The sequence below is a fragment of the Prauserella sediminis genome, assembly GCF_014195435.1.
In the GTDB taxonomy this organism is placed as follows: domain Bacteria; phylum Actinomycetota; class Actinomycetes; order Mycobacteriales; family Pseudonocardiaceae; genus Prauserella; species Prauserella salsuginis.
Map to the genome: position 1 here is coordinate 1 of NZ_JACIBS010000002.1, position 26,478 is coordinate 26,478.

Annotated in this window: 27 protein-coding genes; 7 read left to right on the forward strand and 20 right to left on the reverse strand. The window is 71.5% G+C overall.

What is annotated here, in order from left to right:
• Nucleotides 1-754: phosphotransferase family protein (locus FB384_RS18380; protein ID WP_183785769.1), on the forward strand; the 754-nt coding region annotated here is incomplete at its 5' end.
• Between the two features lie 91 nt (nucleotides 755-845).
• Here FB384_RS18380 and egtD read toward each other — a convergent pair.
• The 4 genes from egtD to FB384_RS18400 form a co-directional block, all read right to left on the reverse strand.
• A complete protein-coding gene (egtD, locus tag FB384_RS18385; protein ID WP_183785771.1) occupies nucleotides 846-1,817 on the reverse strand; it encodes an L-histidine N(alpha)-methyltransferase in 972 nt (323 codons plus the stop codon).
• Nucleotides 1,814-2,587, reverse strand: coding sequence for an ergothioneine biosynthesis protein EgtC (egtC, locus tag FB384_RS18390; RefSeq protein ID WP_183785773.1), 774 nt, complete (start codon nucleotides 2,585-2,587; stop codon nucleotides 1,814-1,816). The genes egtD and egtC overlap by 4 nt, the downstream gene beginning before the upstream one ends.
• Before the next feature lie 3 nt (nucleotides 2,588-2,590).
• The gene (gene egtB, locus FB384_RS18395) at nucleotides 2,591-4,021 is read right to left on the reverse strand and encodes an ergothioneine biosynthesis protein EgtB (protein ID WP_183785775.1); all 1,431 of its coding nucleotides are present in this window, start codon (nucleotides 4,019-4,021) and stop codon (nucleotides 2,591-2,593) included.
• Between the two features lie 86 nt (nucleotides 4,022-4,107).
• Nucleotides 4,108-5,361: a glutamate-cysteine ligase family protein gene (locus FB384_RS18400; RefSeq protein WP_323985305.1), complete on the reverse strand. Its 1,254-nt coding sequence runs from the start codon at nucleotides 5,359-5,361 to the stop codon at nucleotides 4,108-4,110.
• A gap of 328 nt (nucleotides 5,362-5,689) precedes the next feature.
• Here FB384_RS18400 and FB384_RS18405 point away from each other — a divergent pair, with 328 nt between their 5' ends.
• The 5 genes from FB384_RS18405 to FB384_RS18425 all read left to right on the forward strand — a co-directional run bounded on the left by FB384_RS18405 (nucleotide 5,690) and on the right by FB384_RS18425 (nucleotide 11,116).
• On the forward strand, nucleotides 5,690-6,268 hold the full coding sequence (locus FB384_RS18405) for a TetR/AcrR family transcriptional regulator (protein ID WP_183785777.1): 579 nt from the start codon (nucleotides 5,690-5,692) through the stop codon (nucleotides 6,266-6,268).
• 241 nt (nucleotides 6,269-6,509) lie between these two features.
• Nucleotides 6,510-7,826, forward strand: coding sequence for a hemolysin family protein (locus tag FB384_RS18410; protein WP_183785779.1), 1,317 nt, complete (start codon nucleotides 6,510-6,512; stop codon nucleotides 7,824-7,826).
• Complete coding sequence (locus tag FB384_RS18415) at nucleotides 7,823-8,869, forward strand: hemolysin family protein (RefSeq protein ID WP_183785781.1); 1,047 nt, start codon at nucleotides 7,823-7,825, stop codon at nucleotides 8,867-8,869. Before FB384_RS18410 ends, FB384_RS18415 begins: the two co-directional genes overlap by 4 nt.
• Nucleotides 8,859-9,755, forward strand: a complete 897-nt coding sequence (locus FB384_RS18420) for a 3-methyladenine DNA glycosylase (protein WP_183785783.1) — start codon at nucleotides 8,859-8,861, stop codon at nucleotides 9,753-9,755. The genes FB384_RS18415 and FB384_RS18420 overlap by 11 nt, the downstream gene beginning before the upstream one ends.
• Before the next feature lie 86 nt (nucleotides 9,756-9,841).
• Nucleotides 9,842-11,116, forward strand: a complete 1,275-nt coding sequence (locus tag FB384_RS18425; protein WP_228726479.1) for a substrate-binding domain-containing protein — start codon at nucleotides 9,842-9,844, stop codon at nucleotides 11,114-11,116.
• Between the two features lie 235 nt (nucleotides 11,117-11,351).
• On the opposite strand, the gene FB384_RS18430 is transcribed toward FB384_RS18425, so the two are convergent.
• Nucleotides 11,352-11,921 (reverse strand): MerR family transcriptional regulator, encoded by a 570-nt coding sequence (locus FB384_RS18430; protein ID WP_183785785.1) that lies wholly within the window; start codon nucleotides 11,919-11,921, stop codon nucleotides 11,352-11,354.
• A 235-nt stretch (nucleotides 11,922-12,156) separates the two neighbouring features.
• On the opposite strand from FB384_RS18430, the gene FB384_RS18435 reads away from it, so the two are divergent.
• Nucleotides 12,157-12,831, forward strand: a complete 675-nt coding sequence (locus FB384_RS18435; protein WP_183785787.1) for a TetR/AcrR family transcriptional regulator — start codon at nucleotides 12,157-12,159, stop codon at nucleotides 12,829-12,831.
• Nucleotides 12,832-12,837: 6 nt separating this feature from the next.
• On the opposite strand, the gene FB384_RS18440 is transcribed toward FB384_RS18435, so the two are convergent.
• From FB384_RS18440 to rpsR, 15 genes are all read right to left on the reverse strand, one after another.
• Nucleotides 12,838-13,311, reverse strand: coding sequence for a bifunctional nuclease family protein (locus FB384_RS18440; protein ID WP_183785789.1), 474 nt, complete (start codon nucleotides 13,309-13,311; stop codon nucleotides 12,838-12,840).
• 290 nt (nucleotides 13,312-13,601) lie between these two features.
• Entirely contained in the window at nucleotides 13,602-14,363 is a 762-nt protein-coding gene (gene ftsR, locus FB384_RS18445) for a transcriptional regulator FtsR (protein ID WP_183785791.1), read from the reverse strand.
• Complete coding sequence (gene garA / locus FB384_RS18450; protein ID WP_183785793.1) at nucleotides 14,360-14,812, reverse strand: glycogen accumulation regulator GarA; 453 nt, start codon at nucleotides 14,810-14,812, stop codon at nucleotides 14,360-14,362. The genes ftsR and garA overlap by 4 nt, the downstream gene beginning before the upstream one ends.
• Before the next feature lie 138 nt (nucleotides 14,813-14,950).
• On the reverse strand, nucleotides 14,951-15,343 hold the full coding sequence (gene gcvH, locus FB384_RS18455; RefSeq protein ID WP_228726480.1) for a glycine cleavage system protein GcvH: 393 nt from the start codon (nucleotides 15,341-15,343) through the stop codon (nucleotides 14,951-14,953).
• 115 nt (nucleotides 15,344-15,458) lie between these two features.
• Nucleotides 15,459-16,079 carry a CDP-alcohol phosphatidyltransferase family protein gene (locus FB384_RS18460; RefSeq protein ID WP_407676099.1) on the reverse strand — a complete coding sequence of 207 codons (621 nt, stop codon included), beginning with the start codon at nucleotides 16,077-16,079 and terminating at the stop codon, nucleotides 15,459-15,461.
• Nucleotides 16,080-16,730: 651 nt separating this feature from the next.
• Entirely contained in the window at nucleotides 16,731-18,458 is a 1,728-nt protein-coding gene (locus FB384_RS18465) for an AMP-binding protein (protein WP_183785795.1), read from the reverse strand.
• Between the two features lie 41 nt (nucleotides 18,459-18,499).
• Nucleotides 18,500-19,348: a crotonase/enoyl-CoA hydratase family protein gene (locus FB384_RS18470; protein WP_228726481.1), complete on the reverse strand. Its 849-nt coding sequence runs from the start codon at nucleotides 19,346-19,348 to the stop codon at nucleotides 18,500-18,502.
• Nucleotides 19,349-19,473: 125 nt separating this feature from the next.
• The gene (locus tag FB384_RS18475) at nucleotides 19,474-19,743 is read right to left on the reverse strand and encodes an HPr family phosphocarrier protein (protein WP_183652312.1); all 270 of its coding nucleotides are present in this window, start codon (nucleotides 19,741-19,743) and stop codon (nucleotides 19,474-19,476) included.
• 21 nt (nucleotides 19,744-19,764) lie between these two features.
• Complete coding sequence (locus FB384_RS18480; RefSeq protein WP_183785799.1) at nucleotides 19,765-21,333, reverse strand: PTS fructose transporter subunit IIC; 1,569 nt, start codon at nucleotides 21,331-21,333, stop codon at nucleotides 19,765-19,767.
• Nucleotides 21,330-21,782 carry a PTS sugar transporter subunit IIA gene (locus tag FB384_RS18485; RefSeq protein ID WP_183785801.1) on the reverse strand — a complete coding sequence of 151 codons (453 nt, stop codon included), beginning with the start codon at nucleotides 21,780-21,782 and terminating at the stop codon, nucleotides 21,330-21,332. The genes FB384_RS18480 and FB384_RS18485 overlap by 4 nt, the downstream gene beginning before the upstream one ends.
• 1 nt (nucleotide 21,783) lies before the next feature.
• Nucleotides 21,784-22,728, reverse strand: coding sequence for a 1-phosphofructokinase family hexose kinase (locus FB384_RS18490; protein WP_183785803.1), 945 nt, complete (start codon nucleotides 22,726-22,728; stop codon nucleotides 21,784-21,786).
• Nucleotides 22,725-23,486: a DeoR/GlpR family DNA-binding transcription regulator gene (locus FB384_RS18495; RefSeq protein ID WP_183785805.1), complete on the reverse strand. Its 762-nt coding sequence runs from the start codon at nucleotides 23,484-23,486 to the stop codon at nucleotides 22,725-22,727. Before FB384_RS18495 ends, FB384_RS18490 begins: the two co-directional genes overlap by 4 nt.
• A gap of 962 nt (nucleotides 23,487-24,448) precedes the next feature.
• Nucleotides 24,449-25,696, reverse strand: a complete 1,248-nt coding sequence (gene cobA, locus FB384_RS18500) for a uroporphyrinogen-III C-methyltransferase (protein ID WP_183786378.1) — start codon at nucleotides 25,694-25,696, stop codon at nucleotides 24,449-24,451.
• 38 nt (nucleotides 25,697-25,734) lie between these two features.
• Nucleotides 25,735-26,187 carry an ankyrin repeat domain-containing protein gene (locus tag FB384_RS18505; protein ID WP_183785807.1) on the reverse strand — a complete coding sequence of 151 codons (453 nt, stop codon included), beginning with the start codon at nucleotides 26,185-26,187 and terminating at the stop codon, nucleotides 25,735-25,737.
• A gap of 56 nt (nucleotides 26,188-26,243) precedes the next feature.
• The gene (rpsR, locus tag FB384_RS18510) at nucleotides 26,244-26,474 is read right to left on the reverse strand and encodes a 30S ribosomal protein S18 (RefSeq protein ID WP_183785809.1); all 231 of its coding nucleotides are present in this window, start codon (nucleotides 26,472-26,474) and stop codon (nucleotides 26,244-26,246) included.
• Between the last annotated feature and the right edge of the window lie 4 nt (nucleotides 26,475-26,478).

Consider the following 26,478-nt stretch of genomic DNA (forward strand, 5'->3'; position numbering starts at 1 on the left):
CACGAATCCGGATCGGGACCTGATTCTGCGACAGTTCGAGGCCGGCGACCCCGCGGCCGACGACGAGGCGCGCGCACTGCGGATCATCGACACGGCCGGGGGCCTTGCTCCGCGGCTACTGGCCCGCAGTGGTGATGTTCCGGACACGACACCGTGGGTGCTGATCAGTCGGATGCCGGGCACGGCCGACATCCGTCCGGCCGATCCCCACCGTGCCGCCCGCCAACTCGGCGAGACACTGGCGCGGCTCCATTCCGCGGAATGCGGCAGCTCCCCGCAGCTGCAGACCGTGTTCGAACGACGCGGCCGCCGGACCCGGTTGTCGGGCCCGGCGGCTTCGGTCGTGGACGCCCTGTGGCACACGACGATCGCCGCGGCACCGCTGGTACTGACGCACGGCGACTACCAGTCCGGCAACGTGGTCTGGTCCGGCGACCGGCTCACCGGCGTCGTCGATTGGGAAGGCGCCGCCCGCGGCCCTGCCGGGTACGACCTGAGCTGGTGCCGGTTCGACCTGTACCTGTTGTACGGCGAACCGGTGGCCGACACGTGCCTGCGGGCATATCGGGAGGCCGGTGGACTGGTGCACGACCCGTATCCGTGGGACCTGTGGACGTTGGCGCGGTCGCACCGTTCGGTGGAGACGTGGGTACCCAACTACCGCGATCTCGGCCGCACCGACCTCACGGCCGCGGAACTGCGCCGGCGGCACACGGCGTGGACGACCGACCTCCTCCGCCGCCACGAGGGGTGACCCGCCGGCCCGGGGTACCGGCCGCAGAACACGCGGGGCCGGGTGCAGAACACACGGGGACGAGTGCAGAACACGCGGCAGGACGCAGTCGTCACACGGCGCGGGAGAGGGAGACACCGAACCGGTTCGCCTCGTCGGTCCACCAGTGTTCGCGGGTGAACCCGGCGTCGGCGAGTTCGGACCGCACCACCTCGGGCCGGAACTTGGCGGAGACCTCGGTCCGCAGGTGCTCGCCGGCGCGGAACTCGACGTCCAGCCCGGCGCCCGGCACGTGCACCACCAGATCGCGACGCGCGCGCAGGCGCATCTCGATCCACTCGTGCTCGGCGTCCCACACCGCCACGTGGTCGAAGTCCGCCGGGTCCGCGTCCGCGCCCAACCGGGCGTTCAGCACGGTGAGCACGTTGCGGTTGAACTCGGCCGTCACACCGCGCGCGTCGTCGTAGGCGGCCACGAGCGTGGCGGGATCCTTCACGAGGTCGGTTCCGAGCAACAGCCACTCCCCCGGTTTCAGCACCGCACGCACCGACCGGAGGAACGCCGCACGTTCGGCGGGCGGGAAGTTCCCGATCGTGCCGCCGAGGAACGCCACCAGTCGGGGCGACGTGCCCGGCAGCTCGCCGAGGTTCGCGGTGAAGTCCCCGACGACGCCGTGCACGGCCAGGTCCGGGTAGTCCGCGGCGATCGCCTCGGCCGCCTCCGTCAGCGCCGAGGCGGACACGTCCTGGGGCACGAAGCCCGTCAGTGTGCCCGCCGACCGCAGCGCGTCGAGCAGCGCACGCGTCTTCTCACTCGATCCGGCGCCGAGTTCCACGAGTGTGCGCGCCCCGGTGGCGGCGGCGACCGCGGGCGCCTCGCGCAGGAGCACCTCCCGCTCGGCGCGCGTGGGGTAGTACTCGGGCAGCGCGGTGATCTCTTCGAACAGCTCACTGCCCCGCGCGTCGTAGAACCACGTGGCGGGCAACCATTTCTGCGACGCGGACAGTCCTTCCCGGACGTCCTGCCGCAGCGCCGTGGTCAGGTCGTCGCCGCTGCGGTGCCGTTCGATGATCACGTTGTTCACTCGGAGCTCCGTTCGTCGATGGGCAGGATCTCGCTGGTGACCCCGCCGGTGGAGTCCCGGCGGGCGACGACGAGGTGACCGTCCGGAACGGGTCGCCATGCCGGGTCACCGTCGTAGGGTTCGGAGGCCACGGCGACACCGCCGGCCGCGACGCGGACCGACAACGAGTGGGTCCATGCCGTCGCGACGAGCAGGTCTCGATCCGCGAGCAGGAGGTTCAGCCGGGACCCCGGCGCAGCGCGGTCCACATCGGACACCAATTGCGCGACCTCGCCCACCGGGTCGCCGCCCGCGGCCAACCGGTGCCGTAGCAACGCCCACAGCAGCGCCGAATCGGTGCGCGATTCGAGCCCCAGCAGGTCGACGACCGGCAGTTTTTCCGCAAGTCCCGCGACCGAGGACGGCCAGCCGGCCACCACCCCGTTGTGGCTGAACATCCACCGGTCGTCGGCCAGGGGCGCACACGCCGCCTCCTCGACCGGCATCCCCGGGGTGCCCGATCGCACCGCGCCGACGAACACCGGCGGACGTAACGTCTCGACGAGCCGCGGCAGGGTGCCGTCGGTCCACATCGGACGAGCACGGCGGTACTGCACCGGAGGACCCGCGTCGTCGGCCAGCCAGGCGAGACCGAACCCGTCGGCGTTGACGGTGCCGCCGCCGCGCATGTCCGCCGGGGCGTAGGACTGCACGAGCAGCGCGTGCGGCGCTTCGATCAGCGAGCCCGTGGGAGAGGTCGGGACGCCGAGATACGCCAGATGCCGGCACACCGCTCACACCACCTCGTCACGGGACAGGTCGCGCGCACAGCGGAACCCCGTGAAAATCTGCCGCCGGATCGGGAAGTCCCAGTTGCGGAACGTGCCACGGATCGCCACCGGATCCGTGCCGAACGAACCGCCGCGCAGGACCTTGTGGTCACTGCCGAAGAACACCTCGGAGTACTCGCGGTACGGGAACGCCGCGAATCCCGGATAGCCTCGGAAATCCGTGGCCGTCCATTCCCAGACGTCGCCGATCAGCTGATGCGCCCCCACCGGCGACGCGCCGTCCGGGTAGGCGCCGACCGGCGCGGGACGCAGGTGCCGCTGTCCGAGGTTGGCGCGGTCGACAGTGGGTTCGTCGTCGCCCCACGGGTAGCGCAGCGACCGTCCGGACGCCGGCTCGTAGCGGGCCGCCTTCTCCCATTCGGCCTCGGTGGGTAGCCGTTTCCCCGCCCACGCGGCGTAGGCCGCTGCCTCGTGGAACGACACGTGCAGCACCGGTTCGTCGGCCGGTACCGGCTCGTCCACGCCGAATCGCCTGCGCCGCCAGCGCTCGCCGTCCCGATACCAGAATCGCGGCGCGGTGATGCCGTTGCCGGTCACGTACGCCCAGCCCTCGTCGTTCCACCACCGCGGATCGGTGTACCCGCCCGCGTCGACGAACGCGGCGTACCGCTCACACGTCACGGGGACCGTGTCGAGCGCGAAGGCGTCGACGTACACCTCGTGGGCCGGCCGTTCGTTGTCGAGCGCCCACGGTTCCACCGACGTCCCCATGACGAACGGGCCCGCGGGAACGACGACCTCCTCCGGCAGCGGACCGGCACGCCTGCCCGGCGGGGCGGGCGCGTCGAGCAGCGGATCGCCGCGGCGCAGCTGATGGGTGGCGAGCATCGTCTCGTCGTGTTGCTGCTCATGCTGGGCGATCATGCCGAACGCGAACCCCGACGCGGTCAGTCCGCCGCCCTCCAGCGGAGCCCGGTCGAGGGCGTCGAGTGCCTTCTCCCTGACCTGGCCGACGTAGGCGCGCGCCTCGTCCGGTCCGAGCAGCGGCAGTGCCGGCCGGTCGGAACGCGGATGCTGGAACGCGTCGTAGAGGTCGTCGATGTCGGGGCGCAGCGGTTCACGACCCCCGACGTCCCGTACGAGCCAGATCTCCTCCTGGCTGCCGACGTGCGCGAGATCCCACACCAGCGGTGACATGAGCTTCGAATGCTGCCGGGTGAGCTCCTCGTCGTCGATGTCGGTCAGCGCCGCGGTGCGCCGGCGCGCCCGGTCCAGTGCCGTGGCCGCGTGGGCACGCAGGTCCTCGGCGGTGTCGGCGCCGTGCCGCCCGGTGGGGCCGCTCGCCGCGCCGACGGGGTCGGCCGAGCCTGCGGAGTCGGGTGCGCCGGACACCTCCGCCGCGGCGGGAACCGGGGAACGATCGAACGCGGCCATGCTTCCTCCTCCAAGGACAACGGGGACGATCAACGGGTTGACGCACCGGGATGCAGGCACACCGGCGACGTCTGCCGGTGTCGGCGTCACGCGGCGCGCGGGCGGCCGTCGAGCCGGGCTGCGACGGCGGTGGCGATCTCGTCGACGAGCGCCGGTGCCAGGCCGAGGTCGGCCAGCCCGTCGCAGCCGAGCTCGGCGACCGCACGGGCGCCGCGGTGCAGTGCGGGGTCGGCAAGCCCCAGGCGGGCGGCGTCGGCCCAGCGGCCCTCGGTGGGCGCACAGACCTCGAGGACCCGGTCGACGACCACGGGGCTGCGCAGCAGCGCCGTCAGCAGTGCGACGGGATCGACCCAGCGGCCGGCGGGCTGGGCGTCGACGTAGCGCACCTCGAGGTGTCCTCGCGGCCGGACCGGCGTGAACAGTGTGGTCAGGTGGTAGTCCAGGTCTTCGAAGGTCGGCGGAGCCCAGTGACGCGCGGCACCGCGGCGGGCGATCCAGTCGGCGAACGTCACCCGGCCGGGGGCGTCCCACGCGCCGGTCGTGCGCCTGCGCACCATCAAAGGCGTGTCCAGCACACGGGAGGCCCAGCGCGCGGGCGGATCGTCGACGGCGCCGCCGCACGCGGCGGGGTCGGTGCGCGCGGGTTCGGTGCCCATGACGGCCCGCCAGCGCGCCGAGGCGTACCCCGTGTCGCGGCCGGCGTGCGTGCGCGAGTTGGCGAACAACGCGAGCAGGACGGGACCGAGGGCGTGGACGGCCGCCCACCGGGCGGGCACCGCGTCGGGCTCACCGGCGTCGACGCACACCTGCACCGCCGCGGTACTGCACATCATCGTCTCGCCACCGGGGCCGAACTCTGCGAAACGGCGTTGCATCGCGGCATACCGTGCCGTGTCGAGGACGCGCACGGGTGGGCGCAGCGGGTCGATCGCCCGCTCACCCAGCACGAGGCCCTCGCCTGCGAGCAGATCGGCGACGTGGGCGAGGTCGGCACCGGCGTCGGTGACCAGTGCCTGCACCGAGGAGTGAGGGCGGGTGGAGATCTCCACCTGACCGCCCGGTTCGAGGGTGAGCGCCGACCCGGCGGGCAGCGGCGCGGCGCGGCCGCCGGGCACCAGGGTGGCCGGGGCGTGCCCGCCGAGTGCCCGGCGCAGGCGGGCGGGGTCCGGAGGGCGGCGGGGGGCGAGGGCGTCGTGGACGAGGAATTCGAGCTCGGCACCGGTCAGCCGCGGCGGGCCGTGTTTGAAACAGACCGAGGCGACATAGGCCTCCCCTGCGGCGCGATCGGCGATCGCGCACGCGGCGACCTCGGCGGCCGCCTCCCGCGCACCCGTCGACACCGGAGCACCCGGACCGGCACCGCCTCCGTGCGAGCCGCCGGGCGGCGAGAGGTCCGGCGCCGATGCCTCGGAGGGCGAGGTGCCCGGGGGTCGAGTGTCGGTGGGGGTGTCCGGGGTTGGAGTGACAGAACCGTGCATCGCCGTCATGCGACCACCGCATCCGCTCGAGGACCGTCGGTGTCGGACGCTACCGGCGGCCACCGACAATCGCAGCCTCTGCGCGTGAACCCCGCGCGAATAACCCGCGCGGGTGGCGCGAAGTCGACCCACCCTCCCAGTACGTACGTACGGTTTGCATCCGATCCCCGCCCGGTGTCAAGATCGATGAATGCCACGGGTCAGCCAGGACCACCTCGAGGCGCGTCGGCGCCAGATCCTCGACGGGGCACGCCTGTGTTTCGGACGATTCGGCTACGAGGGTGCCACCGTCCGCAGGCTCGAAGAGGCGACCGGCCTGTCACGCGGCGCCATCTTCCACCACTTCCGCGACAAGGAGTCGCTGTTCCTCGCGCTGGCAGAGGACGACGCTTCCCGCATGGCCGACGTCGTCGCCCAGCAGGGTCTCGTCCAGGTGATGCGCGACCTGCTGGCCGGCGACTCCGAACATCCCGCCGACTGGCTCGGCACCCGTCTCGAGGTCTCCCGCAGGCTGCGAACCGATCCGGAGTTCCGCGGCCGCTGGGCCGAGCACTCGCAGCAGCTGACCATCGCCACCCGCAAACGGCTCGAATGGCAGCGCCGGTCCGGCAACCTGCGCGACGACATCGGGGTCGACGTCCTCGCCGAGTACCTGCAGCTCGTCCTCGAGGGCCTGGTCTCCCACCTCGCCATGGGCCTGCCCGCCGACGACCTGGAACCCGTCCTGGACGTCGTCGAGGACAGCGTCCGCCGCCACCGGAGCGACTGAACCCGCCCGTCGGCGCGGCACGGCGCAGGCCCGCCCGGTTCGGGAACTCCGCCGCCGTCGCCACCGTTTGTCCTGGTTAGGATACCCCTGTTCCCTGACGGTCCGTGTTCCCCGAGGAGTTGACGTCGTTCGTGCGCGATGCGCAGTCACCGGGAGACAGTATTCGGCCGGGTGACAGACCCGGCTCACCGATGTCTCCCCCCTCCCGCCCCGCTCATCAGGACCAGGGCGGCGCAGTCTGATGGACGTCCTGCTCACCATCGGGGGCCTGCTGGTCGTCGTGCTGCTGACCGTCGGCACCGGGCTCGCGGTGGCCGCGGAGTTCTCCCTGACCACGCTCGAACGCAGCACCATCGAGGCCAACGTCCGCCAGGTCGGCGACCGCCGGTCGAAGACCGTCCTCAAGGCGCACCGGACCCTGTCGTTCCAACTGTCCGGCGCCCAGGTCGCGATCACGCTGACGACTCTGCTCACCGGCTACGTCGCCGAGCCCCTGCTGGGCAAGGTCCTCCGGCCCGCGCTGACGGGCCTCGGCCTGCCCGACAGCGGTGCGCGCGGTGCCTCCCTGGTGCTGTCGATGCTGCTCGCCACCGTGTTGTCCATGGTCATCGGCGAGATGGTGCCGAAGAACCTCGCCGTCTCGCTGCCGCTGAAGACGGCGCGAGCGGTGGCCGGATATCACTCCCGGTTCTCTGCGCTGTTCCGCTGGCTGATCACGCTCATGAACAACAGCGCCAACGTCGTCGTCCGCAAGCTCGGCATCGAACCGCAGGAGGAGTTGCGGTCGGCGCGTTCACCCCAGGAGCTGGGCTCGATCGTGCGCACGAGCGCAGCCAGCGGCACCCTCGACGTCGCGACGGCCCAGCTGCTCGACCGGTCGCTGCGGTTCGGCGAGCGCACCGCGGCCGAACTGATGACCCCGCGCGTGCGCGTCCAGTCGCTGCACGTCGACGACGCGGTCGCCGACCTCGTCGACCTCTCGCGCAGCACCGGACTGTCGCGCTTCCCCGTGTACCGCGAGGACCTCGACGACGTCCAGGGCGCCGTGCACATCAAACAGGCGTTCACGGTCCGCGCCGACGAACGCCGCACGGTGCCGATCGGCTCGGTGATGCGCCCCGTCCCGACGGTGCCCGAGTCGCTGCCGGGGGACGCGTTGCTCGACCGGCTCCGCGCCTCCCGGTTCCAGCTCGCGATCGTGGTCGACGAATACGGTGGCAGCGCAGGACTCGTCACCCTCGAAGACGTGGTCGAGGAGATCATCGGCGACGTACGGGACGAACACGACGACCGCGAGGAGCCGGCCTCACAGCAGATCGGCGCCGACAGCTGGGCGGTCTCCGGGCAGCTGCGCGGTGACGAGGTCGCCGACATCACCGGGTTCGCCATGCCCGACGGCGACTACGAGACGATCGCAGGCCTGATCCTCGAACGGCTCGGCCGCATCCCCGACGCCGGCGACGCGGTGGACATCGACGGCTGGCGGCTCACCGTCACGGAGATGGACCGGCACCGCATCGCCGAGGTCCGCGTCGAGCGACGGGAGGTGCCCGCGTGAACGACTGGGTCGCCATCTCGCTGATCGCCGTCCTGCTGGGGTTGAACGCGTTCTTCGTCGGCGCCGAGTTCGCGCTCATCTCCTCCCGGCGCGACCGCCTCGAAGCGCTGTTGGAAGCGGGCAAGAGCCGCGCGAAGATCGTCATCAAGGCGGGCCAGAACGTGTCGCTGATGCTCGCCGGCGCCCAGCTGGGCATCACGGTGTGCTCGCTGCTGCTGCTCCAGTTCGGCGAACCGGCGGTGGCGCACCGGCTCGAGGCCGCCGTCAACGCGCTCGGTGTGCCCCTGCCCGCGTACGTGGTCCACGCCGTCGCCTTCGTCGTCACACTCGTGGCCATCACCCTGCTGCACGTGCTGGTCGGCGAGATGGTGCCGAAGAACATCGCGATCGCCGAGCCGGAGCGAATGGCGCTGTGGCTCGTGCCCGTGCACGTGGCGTGGGTCCGGGTGGTGCACCCGTTCCTCTGGTTGCTCAACGGCATCGCCAACGGCGCACTCCGGCTGATGCGGGTCGAGCCGAAGGACGAGGTCGACACCGGCTACACCTCCGACGAGCTGGCGGCGCTGCTCAGCGAGTCGCGCAGGGAGGGGCTCATCGAGCACGCCGAGCACCGGCGCCTGTCACAGACGCTCTCGTCGGCCGACAAGACGGTCGCCGACATCGTCGTGCCGATGTCCGAGCTGCGCACCGTGCCGGACCGCCCCACGCTCGGCGACGTCGAGGCAGCCGTGTCCGCCACCGGGTTCTCCCGCTACCCGCTCCGCGCCGACGACGGCGAGCTCGTCGGATACCTGCACGTCAAGGACATGCTCGCCCACCTCGGCGACGACCCGGGCGCACACGTTCCGGCGGACAAGATCCGGCGGCTGACCGAGCTGCCGGTGCACGCGCGCCTCGACACGGCCCTGTCGGCGATGCGCCGGGAGGGCAGCCACCTGGCCACGGCCACCGACGACAGCGGCGCGGTGGTCGGCGTGGCGGCGCTGGAGGATCTGGTCGAGGAGTACGTCGGCACGGTGCGGGACGGCACGCATGTCACCTGACACGATGCTCACCGAGTCGGAGTGGCGTGCCATGGAGGAGGCGCACGCCGCCCGGATGCGGCCGTGGACCGGGCCGCACCAGGCACGGCGGTCCCGCGGCGAGAAGCATCCGGTGCTGGACTTCCTGTTCACGTACTACTCGCTGCCGCCCTCGCAGTTGGAACGGTGGCAGCCGGGACCCGGCGTACTGCTCACCGGCGAGGGCTCCCGCCGGTTCCTCGACCGCACCGGGTACGTCGCCACCGGCGACGGCGTCCACGCCGATCCGGTACTGCCGCCCAAGCGGGCACGCATGGCGCGCTACGTCGTCTCGCTGCTGGAGGCGACGGCCGCACGACCGGCCCGGCTCAACTGCTTCGGGCTCCACGAATGGGCGATGGTGTATCAGTACCCGGTCGATCAGGTCCGACACGCTCAGTTACCGCTGCGGCTGGGCTCCGAAGGTACGGACGACGTCGTCGAAAGCCTCGACATCCGCTGCGGCCACTTCGACGCCTTCCGGTTCTTCACCGAACCGGCACGGCCGCTGAACACGCTGCAGCCGACCCGCGAGACGCAGCGTGAGCTCGATCAACCTGGGTGCCTGCACGTCGGTATGGACCTGTACAAATGGGCTTACAAGCTCGGTCCGCTCGTACCGTCCGAACTGCTCGGCGACTGCTTCGAGCTGGCGGCCGACATCCGCGTACTCGACATGCGCGCGAGTCCGTACGACCTGTCGGCACTCGGCTACTCCCCCGTGCGCATCGAGACCCCGGCGGGCCGGGCGGAGTACGCACGGCAGCAGGCCGCGTTCGCCCGGCGCGCGGCTCCGCTACGCGAACGGTTGATCACCCTCTACCGCGGGTTGCTTTCGGCGACGGAAGTCGGATCCGGATCACAGTGATCCAGCGGGCTGGGCTGTTAGGGTGGTTACGTTTTTGTCACGTCGACAGAGTGTGATCAGCACTCCGTGCAGGTGAGAGGACGCGAATGGGGCGGCACTACCGAGCCGAGGACCCGGCTCCCGGGCAGCCTGATCCGCTGCGCAAGGCCAGACAGGCGATCGGCGGCGCACGCACAGGCGGCTCGCCGGACGACTGGTTCCGCGACACGACGACGCCGCCGGCGGCGTACCGCAGCGCGCCCGGCTACTCACCGGCCCCGGACGACGTCCTGTCCACCTCACCGGCGATGCACCCGGTGGCACAGGCCCACACCGGCGACGAGAGCGCGGCCGAACTGACCACCCGTATCGATCCCGTCCCTGCCGCGGGGCCGTCCGGCGGCACAGGTCCCGCCGAGGACGCGGCGACTCGTCCCGCGGCGACAGGCAGGCCCCCGCGGCCGCGTCCGCGCCCGGACCGCCCGCACGTCCACGACGCCGGCCGCCCGGCGGTTACCGACTCGCCCGCCGGAGCCGGCAGCGCGACGACGGCCCAGCCGGATACCACGCGAACATCCGGCGCGCCCTCGCCCGGCACGGCGCCGGCCAACACGCCCCCGGCCAACCCGACTCCGGCCGCCGCGCCGTCGTCCGCGACGTCGGACGACCGCGACACGGTGACGTCGACCGGCGGCCGTCGGCGGGTCACCGCGACGGGCCGCCACAGCGCCGTCAGCGCCACGGGCGGTCGCAGGGCTGTCACGTCGACCGGCAGACACGGCACGGTCACGTCCACGGGCAGCCATCGCGCAGTGGACAAGAAGCCCAAGCGGAGGATTGCGGCGTGGCCGGTGGCCTGCGGTGTCCTCGTCGTGCTCATCGTGGCCGGAATCTTCGGCTGGAACTGGGCCGACGGCGTCCTGTCGAACCGTGCCGAGGCTCAGGCCGCGGCGTGCGAGGAAGGCGAGTCCACACTGCGGGTGGCCACCGCCCCGGCCGTGGCCGACCCCGTCCGGCAGGCCGCCAAAGCGTGGAACGACGAGGAAACCGTGGTCCACGGCCACTGCGTCACCGTGAAGGTGCAGCCGGGTACGTCGTCGGAGGTGTTCACCGACCTGACCGGCGATCGCACCCGTGGCACGCCCGCCGCGTGGATCATGGATGACACGAAGTGGTCGGACCGCCTCGCCTCGGACCAACCCGACCGGATCGGCGCGTCCCCGGAGAAGATCGCCTCCGGACCGGACGGCACGTTCACCTACGTCAGCCTCGCCGGCAACGGCGTGGACACGGTGCAGCAGCGGGCCGCGCAGTCGTTCCGTGCGCACCTGACCTCGCCGGAACAGCAGAAGCGATTCGCCGAGGCCGGGTTCACCGGCTGACGCGAGCTCACGGGGCGGGCTCGCGGGCCGGCTCCCGCACCTCCGTGCGGTTCTGCCGGCTAGTCCGAAGGGACGGCGAGGAGCAGTGGACTGACCGCGAACGACGAGCCGTATAGGCCGTTATACAATGACCGGTGCGACCGCCCCGCACACAACTACGCCCGCACACTCGGTGAGTGTCCGGGCGCTGGATGTCCGAGAGTCGTGTGTTCGGAAGTCGTGGTCGGGGTGTCGCTCAGCCGGTACGGCGGGCGTTGCGCCGCTGGGTCAGCTCGTCGGCCACCGGCGTGTCCAACTCGCCGCCGTCGGCCCGCTCCGCGGGGAACTCGTGCAGCGAACCACTGATCTCCTGCATCGCACCACTGACGGCGATGCCGAACACGCCCTGTCCACCCTGCAGCAGATCGACGATCTCCTCCGGTGAGGTGCATTCGTAGACGGTCGTCCCGTCGGAGAACAGCGTCACCCTGGCCAGGTCACGCACTCCCCTGCCCCGCAGGTGATCGACCGCGACCCGGATGTTCTGCAGGGAGATACCCGTGTCGAGCAGCCGCTTGATGATCTTCAGGACCAGCAGGTCCTTGAACGAGTACAGCCGCTGCGACCCCGAACCGTGCGCCGTGCGGATACTGGGCGCGATCAGCTTGGTGCGCGCCCAGTAGTCCAGCTGGCGATAGGTGATTCCGGCGATCTGACAGGCCGCTGGGCCGCGGTAGCCGACCAGCTCATCCGGCAGTGAGTCGTCGGGAAACAACGCCCCCTGCTCGCCACCGTCGATGCCCCTGATCGGACTGTCGTCGACCACGCATGCCTCCTCTCGTCCGGCCGCGCGGCCGACGAAACAAGACCGCCGACCCGGGCGGGCCGACCGGTACGACCTACGCCCGTGCGGCCCGGTCGCCGGCCACGGCGCGTTTCGTCGCTCTTCGAACGGTATGCCTGCCCCACGGGGCGGTCAACGCGACGCGCGGGCACCGTGACGACATCTCGACCCGATTACCCGGTTGCCATGTTTTACTCACATGAGTTAACTATTACTCATGCAGGTAAACGCGTCGTCCGATGGACACCCGGACCTCGAGCTGTCCGACACCGAACTCAGCGAGTTCGGCGCAGGCACCGGACTCACCCTCACCGAAGACGTCCGCCGCAGGCAGATCATCGATGCCACGATCTCGGCCATCGCCGAACTGGGCTACGTGAAGACCTCGTTCGCCCGGATCGTCGAACGGGCGGGACTGTCCAGCACGCGAATGGTCTCCTACCACTTCGCCGGCAAGAGTGATCTCGTCCAGGCGACGCTCGGAACCATCGTCGACCGGCAGGACACGTTCGTCGGCGAACGCCTCGGCGGCGAACAGGACCTCCGCCGGCTGCTGCTCGGCCAGCTCCGGGCCGAGGTCGCCTTCCTCGCGACGCATCCGCAGGAATCGACCGCACTCGTCGAGATCGGCACCCACGCCGCCACCGCCGACGACGCCGACGTCTCCGCTCAGGTCGTACACGCGATCCGGGTGGGCAGGTTCGAACGGCTACTCGCGCAAGGCACCCGCCATGGGGTGTTCCGCGAGTGCGATCCACAGATCATGGCGCTCACCATGCGCCAGGCGATCGACGGCGTCGTCCTCCGGCTCCGCCAGCAACCCTCGCTCGATCTGGACGCCTGCGGCCGCGAACTGGCCGACCTGTTCGACCGGGCCGTCCGCGCGGAGTGACGGCGGCTATGTGTCGGCGCCGCGGAAGTCCTCCGGCGACACGGAGTCGAGGAACTCGCGGAACTTCTCGACCTCGTCCTCCTGCTCGTCCGGGATGATCAGGCCGGCTTCGTCGAGCACGCCCTCTTCCGCGTGGATCGGCACCCCCATGCGGAGGGCGAGCGCGACCGAGTCACTGGGCCGCGCCGATACCCGCACGTCCCCGTCGAACACGAGCTCGGCGAAGAAGGTGCTCTCCTGCAGATCGGTGATGATCACCTGTTCGAGCTCGCGGCCGAGACCGCCGATGACGTCCTTGAGCAGATCGTGAGTCAGCGGACGGGCCGGCCGCACGCCTTGCTGTTCCAAGGCGATCGCGGTCGCCTCCACCGAGCCGATCCAGATCGGCAGGTACCGCTCGCCTTCCGTCTCCCGCAGCAACAAGATCGGCTGGTTCGCGGGCAGCTCGACCCGGACGCCGACGACGCGCATCTCGCTCATCGGGCTTCGCCTCCCTCTCTGCGCGCGGGCTGCAGCGCTTCGCGGTGGATCAGCCGTTCGGCCGGCCCACGCGGGTTCCACGCGGACACCGCCGACGCTACCCGCCATCGGTGCGCTGTGCTCGCTTCTCACTCTCGCCGGCCCGGTCTCTTCGAGCCCGCCCTCAACCGTACGTCATCCCGGGCGCTACACCGAAGTTTCGCCACCCGGCTTCTGCAGCTGTGACCGCCGCACTGCTCCGTCCGAGCGCCCGGAGACCGCCGAATGCCGATCCCCGGTCGGCCGCGCGCTCACCCGTGGGTCAGCCCCCGGATGCCCGCCTTCACGAGGAGGGTGTGCAGCGTGACCGACAGGGCCGCCAGTTCGCGGACGAGCTCGTCGCCGCGTTCCCTGGCGCCCTCGTCGCGGTGCCGGTACACGGGCGCCGCAACCTGCTCGAGGAGCCCGACCTCACGGTCGGCCGAGACCCGCAACGCCCGCAGGTGCCGCGGTTCGATACCGAACGCCCCCATCGCGGTGACCGTCTTCGCGATCGTCACGGCGTCGGCGTCGTAGAACCCGCCGGCACCCGGCCGGATCAGGCCGTACTGGACGAGTTCGGCCAGCAGTGCCTCATCGATCTCCGCCTCGGCCAGTAGCTGCTCCGAGGACAACCGGGCCGTGGCGTCGCCGGCGAAGTCGTCCGCCGTCGGCGCGGGCACACCGGTGTCCGGAGCGTCGAGCGGAACCAGCCGCCGCCCGGGCCGCGACCCCGGATCGGGAGTCGGTTCGCGCCCCGCGGCCGCGCCGCGATCCGCCGCCTCGAGCTGCTCCTTGATGACCTTCAGCGGGAGGTAATGATCTCGCTGGGCCGTCAGCACGAACCGGAGCCGCTCCACGTCGGCGCTCGTGAACTGACGGTAGCCGGACGGCGTGCGAGCAGGCCGGACCAGGCCCTCGGATTCGAGAAACCTGATCTTCGAGATCGTCACCCCGGGGAAATCCTTGCGCAGTTGCGCCAGCACGGCCCCGATGCTCAAACCCTCGCGTGGTTGCCGTCCGGCAGCCGTCACTGCGCCCCCTGGCCTCCGGTCAGGAACACCAGACGGAACTTGCCGATCTGCACTTCGTCACCGCCCGCCAGGACGGCCTGGTCGACCGGCTCGCGGTTGACGTACGTGCCGTTGAGGCTGCCGACGTCGATCACGACGAACGACCCGCCTTCGCGGCGGAACTCCGCGTGCCGCCGCGAGACCGTGACGTCGTCGAGGAAGATATCGCTGTCGGGGTGCCGGCCCGCGCTCGTCGTGTCGCGGTCGAGCAGGAATCGCGAACCCGCGTTCGGGCCCCGCTTGACCACCAGCAACGCCGAGCCCGCGGGCAGCGCGTCAACGCCGGCCTCCTGCGGCTCGACCGCCGGCGCCTCCTGCCCTTCCCCTTCCGACAGGAAGTCCGCCCGGAACACGGAGGTCCTCTCCGGAGCTCCCTCCGGGGGAATCTCGGGCCCGTCGTTCGTGCTCACCTGAGCTCTCCTTACGCACTGACAGTGTGTCGCTTGGCCTTCTCACCGCCCGTGGTCGCGAAACCGCAGGCGGCCATGAAACCTGGTGCGCCTCAACGTACCGCGCGGGCGGCCGCGCGCAATGCCCGGGCTCCCCGATCAACTCCCGGTCAGGCGCTGGTATGCCTCGGCATCGAGCAACCCCTCCAGGGTCGCCGGATCGGCGACGCGGAGTTCGACGAGCCAGCCTTCGCCGTAGGGGTCGCCGTTGATCAGCTCCGGGGTCGCAGTGACCGCGTCGTTGACGGCGATGACCTCGCCGTCCAGGGGCGCGTAGATCTCGGACACGCTCTTGGTCGACTCGACCTCGCCGAACGTGTCCCCCGCCGTCACCTCGGCGCCGGGCTCCGGCAGGTCGACGAACACCACGTCGCCCAGCTGGTCCTGGGCGTACTCGGTGATGCCCACCCGCACGACGCCCTCGTCGCGTTCGGCGACCCATTCGTGGTCCTCGGTGTAGCGCAGTTCCTCCGGTGTGGACTGTGCAGCCAAGGCCGTTCCCCTTTCACTCACTGCGTGGCCACGAACGAGGGGAATCGTCGCACGGCGCTGCGATCACGTCAGGCCGACGTCGCCGCCGGCCGTCCGGCGCGCACGTTCCGGCCGTTCAGCCCGCCGCCTCGCGCCTCCGGTCGCGGCGGTCGCGTGTCACGGCCAGCAGGGTCTGCGCCGCGTAGAGCGCACCGGACCACACGTAGAGCACGCCGCCCCAGATCGTGAAGGCGTAGGCGAGCGGAGCCGCGACAGCGGCCGCGGTCGAATCGCCCTGAACCAGCAGCAACAACGGGAAGGCGTACATGAGGACGAACGTGGCGCCCTTGCCGACGTAGGTGACCTCCGGTGGTTCGAACCGGTTGTGCCGCAGCACCAGCAGGCAGATCCCCGCGACGGCCTCACGCAGCAGCAGGACGGCGACGGCCCACCACGGGATGATGTCGCGGAGCAGGAACGCCACGAGCGTGGCGACGATGTAGAGCCGGTCGGCCGCCGGGTCGAGCAGCTGGCCCAGCCGGCTCATCTGATTCAGCCAGCGGGCGAGTTTGCCGTCGAGCCAGTCGGTCAGCCCGCTGAACACGAGGATCGCCAGTGCCCAACCGTCGGCGTGGGGGCCGAGCAGCAGCCACAGGAACACCGGGACGCCGGCCAACCGCAGAATCGACAGCAGGTTCGGCGCCATGACGGCCTGCCGCAGCAGGGATGGCCCCGTGCCGGGGGACGCGGTCGTCACAGGCTGGCCGCCCTCGTCCTCGCGGCCCACCGTACCCCCTGCGCCCACCTTCTCTTCCGAGAACTGGTCGCGGGCTCCCCGGCCCGCGCTCTCCCCCGACCCCGCAGACTCGTTCACCCGTTCACCGTATCGAGTCGCCGGCCAGGGGTGAGGTGGCCGGGCTCACGGGCGTTTCGGCCACCAGGCCCTGCGGTACCGGTGGCGCGACGAGGGATCCGACGACGGTCACCGGGAGCGGTGGTAGCTCCAGCCACGGCGGCGCAGTTCGTCACCGGTGAGGGCCTGCGGCCGGCCGTGCCGGTCCATGCCCATCCACCGCGGACGGCCGGTGGGGTTCTCGAGCACGTACGGCCTGCCCTGACTCCACACGACCGTGCAAGGCGTCGTCGGTGGCGCACTCGTCGGCTGCCGAGTCGTGGTGTCCCGGCGCGCGGGCGCCTGGGGGGACGCCGTTGCATCCCGCTGCGCGCCGGGAGTCCAGGCGTCGGAAGTCCGGGCAGTACCTTGCTCACTATCGTTCATCACTCTGGTTATCGGCCGGGACGGGCCCGGCGTTAACGGGCCGCCGCACGGTTCACCCGTCCGCGCGGCGACCCCGCCGGCACCAATTCGGTCCATAATGGACGTTCCAGCCAGACGGTCCCCGTCCGATCAGCCCTTCAACCCCGGGAAATCCTCGTCGCGGAACTCCCCCGCCGGACGCTCCGCGGCGTCGTTCTCCTTGCCACGCAACTCGACCCTGCGGATCTTGCCGGAGATCGTTTTCGGCAGCTCGCCGAATTCGAGCCTGCGCACCCGCTTGTACGGCGCCAGGTGCTCGCGGCAGAACGCCAGGATGCTCTCCGCGGTCGCACCGTCGGGCTCGTGCCCCGACGCCAGCACGACGTACGCCTTCGGCACGGCCAGGCGGATCGGGTCGGAAGCGGGCACGACGGCCGCCTCGGCGACCGCCTCGTGTTCCAGCAGCACGCTCTCCAGCTCGAACGGTGAGATGCGGTAGTCGGAGGCCTTGAACACGTCGTCGGTACGGCCGACGTAGGTGATGTAGCCGTCCTCGTCGATCGATCCGACGTCACCGGTGTGGTAGTAGCCGTCGGCGAACGCCGTGGCCGTGCGCTCCTCGTCGCCGGCGTACCCGACCATCAGGCCGGTCGGGCGCCGCGACAGGTCGAGGCACAGCTCGCCCTCCGTGGCCGGCTCTCCGCTGGCCGGGTCGACCAGCACGACGTCGAAGCCCGGCACCGCACGGCCCATCGATCCCGGCTTGACCTCCTGCCCCGGTGTGTTGGCGATCTGCACCGTGGTCTCGGTCTGGCCGAACCCGTCGCGGATGGTCACTCCCCACGCGGCCCGCACCTGCTCGATGACCTCCGGATTCAGTGGCTCGCCCGCACCGACCACCTTCGTGGGCGGCGTCGGCAACGCGCTCAGGTCCGCCTGGATGAGCATCCGCCACACCGTCGGCGGAGCGCAGAAGCTCGTGACGCCGCACCGCTCCAGCTGCGCCAGCAGGGCGTCGGCGTCGAAGCGCGTGTAGTTGTACAGGAACACCGTGGCCTCCGCGTTCCACGGCGCGAACACGTTGCTCCAGGCGTGCTTGGCCCAGCCCGGCGACGCGACGTTCAGGTGCACGTCGCCGGGTTCGAGGCCGATCCAATACATCGTCGACAGGTGCCCCGCCGGGTACGACACGTGTGTGTGCTGCACCAGCTTCGGCTTCGCCGTCGTGCCCGAGGTGAAGTACAGCAGCAGCGGGTCGGCCGCCTGTGTCGGCCCGTCCGGGGTGAACGCGTCGTCGGCCGAGTAGGCGTCGGTGTACGACAGCCAACCGCCCGCGGGCTCACCGACGGCGATGCGTGTGTAACCGCCGGGAACGTCGGCGAACTTCTCCGCGTCGACCGACCGCGCCACGACGTGCCGCGCCTCTCCCCGATCGACGCGGTCCCGCAGGTCGGCCGGTCCCAGCAGTGTCGTCGCCGGGATGAGCACGGCACCGAGTTTGATCGCGGCGAGGATCGTCTCCCACAGCTCGACCTGGTTGCCGAGCATCAGGATCAGCCGGTCCCCGCGCTGCACGCCCTGGGCGCGCAGCCAGTTCGCCACCTGGTTCGATCGCCGCGACAGCTCCGGGTAGGTCCACCGGCCCTCGGTGCCGTCCTCCTCGACGATCCACAGTGCGTAGCGCTCGGCGTTGGCCGGATCGGCCGCCACGCGGTCGAACCAGTCGAGCGCCCAGTTGAACTCGGTCAGCTCGGGCCAGCGGAACTCCGCGCGGGCCGTGTCGTAGTCCTCCCTGTGGGCCACCAGGAAATCCCGGGCCCGCCGGAACTCGTCGTGACCGTCCCCGCTCGAGTGGGCGGTGTGGGCCTCGTTGCTCACGTTCGTGCTTCTCCTCGCTCGCCGTTTCCTGCTGCCTGGCGCTATTCGCCGGTGAAGTGGGGCCGGCGCTTCTCCAGGAACGCCTGCACCGCCTCACCGAGGTCCTTGCTGGGCAGGAACGCCGCGTTCCACGCGGACACGTACCGCAGCCCGGCGTCGACCTGCTGCTCGGTGCCCATGGACAGTACGTCCTTGATCCCCCGCACGACCAGCGGAGGATTGGCCGCCAGCTCGCCGGCCAGCTCGCGGGCGGCGGCCAGCAGCGCGTCCCGATCCGGGTAGGTGTCGTTGACGAGACCGATCTTCTCGGCGCGTGCGGCGTCGATGTCCTTGCCGGTGAGCGCGAGCTCCCGCAGGTGCCCCTCCCCGATGATCGCGCCGAGGCGCTGCAGGCTGCCGATGTCGGCGACGATCGCGACCTTGACCTCCCGCACGCTGAACTGTGCGTCAGCGCTGGCCAGCCGAACGTCGGCACCCGCGATGAGGTCGACCCCGCCGCCGATGCACCAGCCGGACACAGCGGCGATCACCGGCGTCCGGCACTTGGCGACCGTGCTGACGGCGTCCTGCATCGTGCGCACCTCGTCGAGGAAGCGAGTGCGCGGACCCGCCTGGGCGTCCCCGGCGAGGAACTCGCTCCACCCGGGCAGCATCGCGTTCAGGTCGAGGCCGTACGAGAAGTGCTTGCCGCTACCTGCCAGCACGATCGCCCGTACCTCCGGGTCGGCGTCGAGCGCGCGGAAGACCAGCGGCAGCTCGCGCCAGAAATCCGGGCCCATCGCGTTGCCCTTGGCGGGGCCGAGGAGGGTGACCTCGGCGATGTGACCGTCACGGCGGATGTCGAAAGCGACCGGATTCTCGGGCAGTGCTGCGGTGTGCTCGGCGTTCATGGCCGTCATCCTCGCTCACCGCCCCGCCACCACCGACAGGACCCGCCCGCACCGGCGCGCCGCCACGTCGGCCGGTGTCGGGACGGCGTGGGCCGGGCGACGGATCACCACCCGGCCCACGCGCTTCACGCCCCGTCGTGATCGGTGGCGACGACCTCGGCGAGTTCGTCCAGGACTCGCTCGGCGTCGGGCCCGTCGGCGCGCAGGACGACCTCGTCGCCGTTGCGGGCACCGAGCCCGATCACCGACAGCACGCTGCGCGCGTCGACCGGATCGGCATCGGCCTTGCCGATCGTCACCGGCACCGGCTGGCTCGCCGCCGCCTTGGCGAACACGGCAGCGGGCCTGGCGTGCAGGCCCACCGCCGAGCCCACGGTCACGTGACGTTCCACCATCGGGTGCTCCTTCCGTTGCGGCTAACCCTGCTGGGCGCCGATGAGTCCGTGTTCCGGTGCCCCGGCCTGGGCGTCCTGCCGGGCGGGCCGCTCGCGGCGGCCGAGGAAACTCTTGGCCGCTACGAGGCAGCCGCAGGTGACGACCATGCCGGCGGCGACGGCCACGAGATACAGCAGCGGCGAGCCGACGAGTCCGAGTACCCAGATCCCGCCGTGGGGTGCGGGCGAGGTGGCGCCGAACGCCACGACGAGGGCGCCGGTCGTGGCACTGCCTGCCATCAACGACGGGATCACGCGCAGCGGGTCGGCCGCGGCGAACGGGATGGCGCCCTCGGTGATGAACGACAGCCCGAGCAGCCAGGCGGCCTTGCCCGCGTCGCGCTCCGCGCGCGTGAACAACCGTCGACGGACGACGGTCGCGAGGGCCAGCCCCAGCGGGGGTGTCATCCCGGCCGCCATGACCGCCGCCATGATCACGGTGTCCCCGCTGGCCAGTGCCGCGATGCCGAACGTGTAGGCGACCTTGTTCACCGGCCCGCCCGTGTCGAAGGCCATCATGAGGCCGAGCAGACCGCCGAGCAGCCACGCCGTGCCGCCGGAGAGCCCGGCGAGCCAGTCGGTCATCCCGCTCTGCGCCGCGGCGATCGGTTCGCCGACGACCACGAGCATCAACAGGCCCACCACGAAGCACGCCACGAGCGGGATCACCACGACGGGCATCACCCCGGCCACACCGCGCGGCACCCTGATCCGCTTCAGCCCCATGACGACGAAACCCGCCAGCAGACCGGACACGAGGCCGCCGAGGAACCCGGCGCCGATCGCGCTCGCCAGGAGCCCGCCGACGATGCCCGGCGCGATGCCGGGCCGGTCGGCCATGCCGAACGCGATGAACCCGGACAGCACCGGAACGAGCATGTCGAACGCCGTGGAGCCGACTTTGAACAGCACGCCCGCGATCCCCGCCTCGCCGAGGAGGTCGGCCGGGTCGGAGATGCCGTCGTAGTGCACGCCGCGGAAGTCTCCGCCGTCCACCACGGCCGCGATCTCGGCACCGCCGATCAGGAACGCGATCGCGATGAGGATGCCGCCCGCCGCGACGAACGGGATCATGTAGCTCACGCCGGTCATCAGCCACTGACGCACCCGCGTGCCCGCCCCGGTGCGCGCCTCGACCGCGTTTTCCGGTTCGGCTGCCGACGAGGCCGATTCCGGCGCACCTGCCGGCTCGGCCTCGGTCTCGGCGGGGGCCTCGAGAGAGGACTCCGCCGGCGTCGCCGCGGCGGACCGGGCGGCGGCCGTGGCCTGCTCGATGAGCGCGGCGGCGTCGTTGATCGCGGCCTTCACACCTGCCGTGACCTGTGGCTTGTCCGCGAACCGCTCACGGTCGCGGACGTCGACGTCGGCGGCGAACACGACCGCGTCGGCGGCCGCGATGTCGTCGCCACCCAGCGGGGCCGAGCCCGCCGAGCCCTGCGTCTCGACGGCGATCTCGTGCCCGGCGGCCGTCGCGGCCTGTTCGAGGGCCTCTGCGGCCATGTAGGTGTGCGCGATGCCGGTGGGGCACGACGTGACGGCGACGAACTTCATTGTCCGAACACCTCCTCGCGGACGAGCCGCACGACGGACTCCGCGTCGGAGGCGTCGAGCAGCGACTGGCGGAACGACTGGTGCATCAGGCGCCGGGCGAGCGCGCCGAGCACGGTGAGGTGCTCGTCGCCGCCGCCCTCGGGCGCCGCGATGAGGAAGATCAGGTGTGCCGGGCCGTCCGAGGCGCCGAAGTCCACACCGGACTTGCTGCGCCCGAAACCCAGTGTGGGTTCGGTGACGTGCACCGACCTTGCGTGCGGGATGCCGATGCCGCCTTCGATGCCGGTGGGCATCTGCGCCTCACGTTCGCGCAGGTCGGCGAGGAACCCGTCGAGGTCGCCGACGCGGCCAGCCGCGGCCAGCCGCTTCGCGAGGTCGGCGGTGACCTCCTCGCGGTCACTGCCGCGGAGATCGAGGTCGACGAAATCGGCGGTGATGAGTTCGGCCATGTCAGCGCTCCTCTTCGAGTACGCGATCGCCGTCGACCGCGGGGTGGATCGTGACGCCGACACGGTCGACGTCGGGCGGCGCCGGCATCCGGCTGCCGGCGAGCCCGGTGGCGGCGGCGCCCCATGCGAGCGCCGGGCCGAGGGCGTCCCTCCCGCCGCCGGCGGCGAGGAACCCGGCGAGCAACGCGTCGCCGGCACCCACGCTGCTGCGGGCGGCGTCGACGGGCGCCTCGCCGTGCAGGACGCCGCGGGAGTCGGCGAGCACGGCGCCGTCGGGACCGAGGCTGGCGAGGACGGCCCGCGCGCCGCGGGCCCGCAGCACCTCGGCTGCCCGCGCGGCGTCGCCGAGGGTGCGGACGGGAACGCCCGCGCACGCCGCGAGCTCCTCCCGGTTCGGTTTGACCAGGTCGGGCTCGGCGGCGAGACTCCGCGCGAGCGCGGGACCCGACGAGTCGACGGCCACGCGGACACCGGCCGCGTGCGCCGAGGCGACCAGCCGCGCATAGCAGTCGTCGGCGGCCTCAGGCGGCAGACTGCCGCAGCCTGCGATCCAGGTCGTGCCGTGCCCGCACGCGGCGAGCGTGGCGTCGAGCAGCGCGTTGAGTTCCGTGTCCACACACGCCGGCCCCGGCAGGTTGAGCTTGGTGACCGTGCCGTCCGGCTCGGCGAGCGTGATGTTGGTACGGGTCCCCTCGGCAACCGGCACCGCGTGGACGGCGACACCCTGCTCGTCGAGCAGCTCGGTGAGCCGGGCGCCCTCGGCGCCGCCGGCGAGCAGGACGGCCGCGGTCTTACGGCCGTGCGCGGCGAGCGCGCGGGAGACGTTGACGCCTTTGCCGCCGGGGTCCACATGGGACCGCTGCGCCCGCAGCACCTCGCCGCGGCGCAGGGATCCGACTTCGACGGTGTGGTCGATGCTCGGGTTGGGGGTCATGGTGACGATCACGACCGCACCACCTCGGGCCCGGCGGCGGCGAGCTGTTCCTCCAGCTCGGGGGCCAGTCCGCTGTCGGTGACGATCACGTCCGCATCGGATAGGTCGCCGAAGCGTGCGAGACAGTCGTTGCCTGCCTTCGTGTGATCGGCGAGCACGACCACCCGGCGGGCCGCGTGGATCATCGCCCGTTTCACCGCGGCCTCGCCGGTGTCGGGGGTGGTCAGGCCACGTTCGGCGGACATGCCGTTGGTGCCGAGGAAGGCTACGTCGACGTAGGTGTCGGCGAGGGCGCGCAGCGTCCAGTCCTCGACGGCCGCCATCGTGCGGCCCCGGACCTTTCCGCCCAGCAGCAGGACCGTCAGCTGAGGCCGGACCGCCAGCGACGCGACGAGCGGCACCGCGTTGGTCACGACGGTCAGCTCACGATCGTTGGGCAGGATCTCGGCGAACCGCGCGGTGGTGGTGCCCGCGTCGAGCAGGATCGAGCCTTCTGCGGGCAGTTCGGCGAGGGCGGCCTTCGCGATGCGCTCCTTCTCCGAGGTCAGGACCGCGTCGCGATCGGCGAGACCGGGCTCGAACCCGAGCCGTTCGACCGGAATCGCGCCCCCGTGCACGCGGCGGAGCAGGCCCTGCCGTTCGAGGACGGTGAGGTCCCGCCGGACCGTCTCCGTGGTGACGTCGAAGTCGGCGGCGAGCTCGGCCACGTCGGCGCGACCCTCGGCGCGGGCCCGCTCGGCGATCTTCCGTTGACGCTCCTGTGCGTACATGTGGCTTTCCTTGCCGGTTTGCTTTGGTTTAGTTGGTTATATGTGGGTTACCGGCAGATGTCAACCGTGCAGGAAGCACAGCCGCCGCCGTCGAGACCGTGTCGCGCCCCCGAGGGCGCGTGTGGTCGCGTTGCGGAGCGCGTGTTGCGGCTGCGGAGCTCGGGTTGCGGCCGGGAGCGCGTGCCGCGGATTCGCGAGTCGCGGACCTCCGGATGCCGCGACCCACCTCGGTGGCGTCACCGGCGGCCGACGGACACGCGGCGCGGTAACGGCTGGGCCCGCCACCGAGCACGTACAGCGGAACGGCGCGGCGGAGAACGACGCAGTGGCGAGAACGGCGCGGAGAAGAGGGCGGAGAAGAGCGCGGCGACGAAGCACAGAGCGTCCCGAGAAACCAGCCACGAAAGAAACGGACCACGGAGGAACAGCGTCCCGAAAGAACAGCGTCCCGAAAGAACAGCGCCGTGAGACAACAGCGCCGTGAGAGAGCGCCGTGGACTCTCAACCACCCCACCGACAACGGGTTTCAGAGAGCGCCGCGAGAAAAGAGCCCCATGAAAGAGAGGAGCGCGCCGTGAAAGAACGGCGCCGCGCGAGCACAGCGGCACCGCAAGAAATCACGGGACTGCAGCACTGAAAGAACTCCGGCACCGACAGAAACCCAGCACCGAAAGAAACCCGGCACCGAAGGAACAGCGCCGTGAAAGAACAGCGCCGTGAAAGAACAGCGCCGTGAAAGAACAGCGGCACCGGACAACGCAGCACGGCGCGGAAGCACGCGACGGCACAGGTGCGACGGCACCGGCGCGGCGACGGAGCGGGCGCGGCGCGCCACGCTCAGCCGGAGACCACGGTGACACCGGCAGCCACCGCCGTTGCCGGGAGCCTCCTGCGGGTGGATGCCGGGCACATCCGCACCGGCAGGAGGCCGCCCGGGGCGGGCGGTCGCGCGGTGGACGGGGTCAGGACTCCTGACCGAGCAGGTCGACGACCGGGCCGATCACCGTCACCGCGGGCGGCCGCATCCCTTCGCGGGCGGCATCGGCACCCACTTCCTTCAGGGTCGAGCGCAGCACCTTCTGCGTGCGCATGGTGCCGTCCTGGATCATCGCGACCGGCGTGTCGGCGGGCCTGCCCGCGGTCATCAGCGCATCGGCGAACCGGTCGATCCGCTCGACGCCCATCATCAGCACGATCGTGCCGCGCATGCGGCCCAGCGCGTCCCAGTCGGTCAGCGACGTCTCGTGGTCCGGCGGTACGTGCCCGGACACGACGACGACCTCGTGGGTGACGCCGCGGTGGGTCACCGGCACGTCGGCGAGAGCCGGGACGGCGAACGCACTGGTGATGCCGGGCACGACGGAGACCGCCACCCCGGCTTCCGCGCAGGCGAGCAGCTCTTCGAAGCCGCGGCCGAACACGTACGGATCGCCGCCCTTGAGGCGGACCACGAACTTGCCCGCCTTCGCGTTGTCGATCAACGCGCTGTTGATGACGTCCTGACTGGCCGCTCGGCCGTACGGGATCTTCGCGGCATCGATCACCTGGACGTGCGGCGGCAGTTCGTCGAGCAGTTCGCGCGGCGCGAGCCGGTCCACCACCACGACGTCGGCGCGGGCCAGCAACCTGCGGCCGCGCACGGTGATCAGCTCGGCGTCACCGGGGCCGCCTCCGACCAGCGCGACGCCGGGTTCGGGGCGACGGGCGTCACCGGCCGCGTCCTGGCCGTAGCCGGGCCCGGGATCGGCCGCTGCGCCGGATCGCAGTGCGTCCAGGAGGCTGTCGCGCACGACGGCGGACCGCTGGGGCTCCCCACCGGACAGCACACCCACCAGCACGCCGTCGTTGCCGCCCACCGCCGGTGTCACGGCACTGCCGTCGGGGCCCGAGTCGGCCCGGACACAGAAGATGCGGCGACGTTCGGCCTCGGCGCACACGGCGGCGTTGACCTCCGCGTCGTCCGTGCACGCCAGGGCGTACCACGCGTCGGCGAGATCGCCGTCGGTGTAGTCCCGCCGGGTCCAGGTGATCTCGCCCTCGTCCGCCATCGCTCCGACCGACGGGGTGGTGTCCGGGGACACGAGTTCGATGACGGCCCCTGCCTTGACCAGGCGTGGCAGCCGCCGTTGAGCGACGGTGCCGCCGCCCACGACGACCACGCGCCGCCCGGTGAGGTCGAGTCCGACCAGGTAGTGCTCCTCCTGCGCCATGCCAGTCAGCATGACGGCACCCTGTCAGGTGCGTGCGCTCAGGGCCTACGCAACGTGAGCAGTTCCTCTGCGCCGAACATCCGAGCGGTCTCCACGGCGGTCGGCTGACCGGCGTGCGGATCGGCACCGCCGTCGAGCAGCACGCGCACCACGTCGGCCTCCCCCTTGAACACCGCACCGGCCAGCGGACTCTGGCCGCGGTCGTTGAGCCGGTCGGGGTCGGCGCCGCGGCGCAGCAGTGCGGTGACCGTCCCGGCGTGGCCGTGGTACGCGGCGAGCATCACGAGGGTGTCGCCGCTGTCGTTGGACAGGTTCACCGGCACGCCGGCGTCCACGTAGGCGGCCAGCGTGTCGGTCTCGCCGCGACGTGCGAAGTCGAACACCCGCGCCGCGAGTTCCAGCAGCTCCGGGTCGATCTCGGCGCCGACAGCGGGCGGCCCGCCCGTGCCGCCGGCTCGCCCGGGTGCGGTGTCTCGCTGCCGCTCCGTCATGCAGCCAGGGTGACACGTTCCGGCGCGCGGTGCCCGGCGCCGGAACGCGCGCGTGGTCAGCCCTTCTTGACCGGGTAGGGCAGCAGCGCCATCTCGCGGGCATTCTTGATCGCCCGTGCGACGTCCTTCTGCTCCCGCGGGGTCAGGCCGGTGATCCGGCGGGCCCGGATCTTGCCGCGGTCGGACACGAACTTGCGCAGCAGGGCGGTGTCCTTCCAGTCGACGTGCTCGACACCCTCGGCGCGCAACAGATTCCGCTTGCGGCGCTTCTGCGGTGCAGGCTTCACCGAT

Bases quoted from the DNA above. Each gene is read 5' to 3' on its own strand.
- egtB (WP_183785775.1), bottom strand. From the start codon at position 4,021: ATGGCCGCGTTCGATCGTTCCCCGGTTCCCGCCGCGGCGGAGGTGTCC.
- FB384_RS18405 (WP_183785777.1), top strand. From the start codon at position 5,690: ATGCCACGGGTCAGCCAGGACCACCTCGAGGCGCGTCGGCGCCAGATC.
- FB384_RS18410 (WP_183785779.1), top strand. From the start codon at position 6,510: ATGGACGTCCTGCTCACCATCGGGGGCCTGCTGGTCGTCGTGCTGCTG.
- FB384_RS18420 (WP_183785783.1), top strand. From the start codon at position 8,859: ATGTCACCTGACACGATGCTCACCGAGTCGGAGTGGCGTGCCATGGAG.
- FB384_RS18425 (WP_228726479.1), top strand. From the start codon at position 9,842: ATGGGGCGGCACTACCGAGCCGAGGACCCGGCTCCCGGGCAGCCTGAT.
- FB384_RS18435 (WP_183785787.1), top strand. From the start codon at position 12,157: ATGCAGGTAAACGCGTCGTCCGATGGACACCCGGACCTCGAGCTGTCC.
- FB384_RS18440 (WP_183785789.1), bottom strand. From the start codon at position 13,311: ATGAGCGAGATGCGCGTCGTCGGCGTCCGGGTCGAGCTGCCCGCGAAC.
- FB384_RS18470 (WP_228726481.1), bottom strand. From the start codon at position 19,348: ATGAACGCCGAGCACACCGCAGCACTGCCCGAGAATCCGGTCGCTTTC.
- FB384_RS18475 (WP_183652312.1), bottom strand. From the start codon at position 19,743: ATGGTGGAACGTCACGTGACCGTGGGCTCGGCGGTGGGCCTGCACGCC.
- FB384_RS18480 (WP_183785799.1), bottom strand. From the start codon at position 21,333: ATGAAGTTCGTCGCCGTCACGTCGTGCCCCACCGGCATCGCGCACACC.
- FB384_RS18485 (WP_183785801.1), bottom strand. From the start codon at position 21,782: ATGGCCGAACTCATCACCGCCGATTTCGTCGACCTCGATCTCCGCGGC.
- FB384_RS18495 (WP_183785805.1), bottom strand. From the start codon at position 23,486: ATGTACGCACAGGAGCGTCAACGGAAGATCGCCGAGCGGGCCCGCGCC.
- cobA (WP_183786378.1), bottom strand. From the start codon at position 25,696: ATGGCGCAGGAGGAGCACTACCTGGTCGGACTCGACCTCACCGGGCGG.
- FB384_RS18505 (WP_183785807.1), bottom strand. From the start codon at position 26,187: ATGACGGAGCGGCAGCGAGACACCGCACCCGGGCGAGCCGGCGGCACG.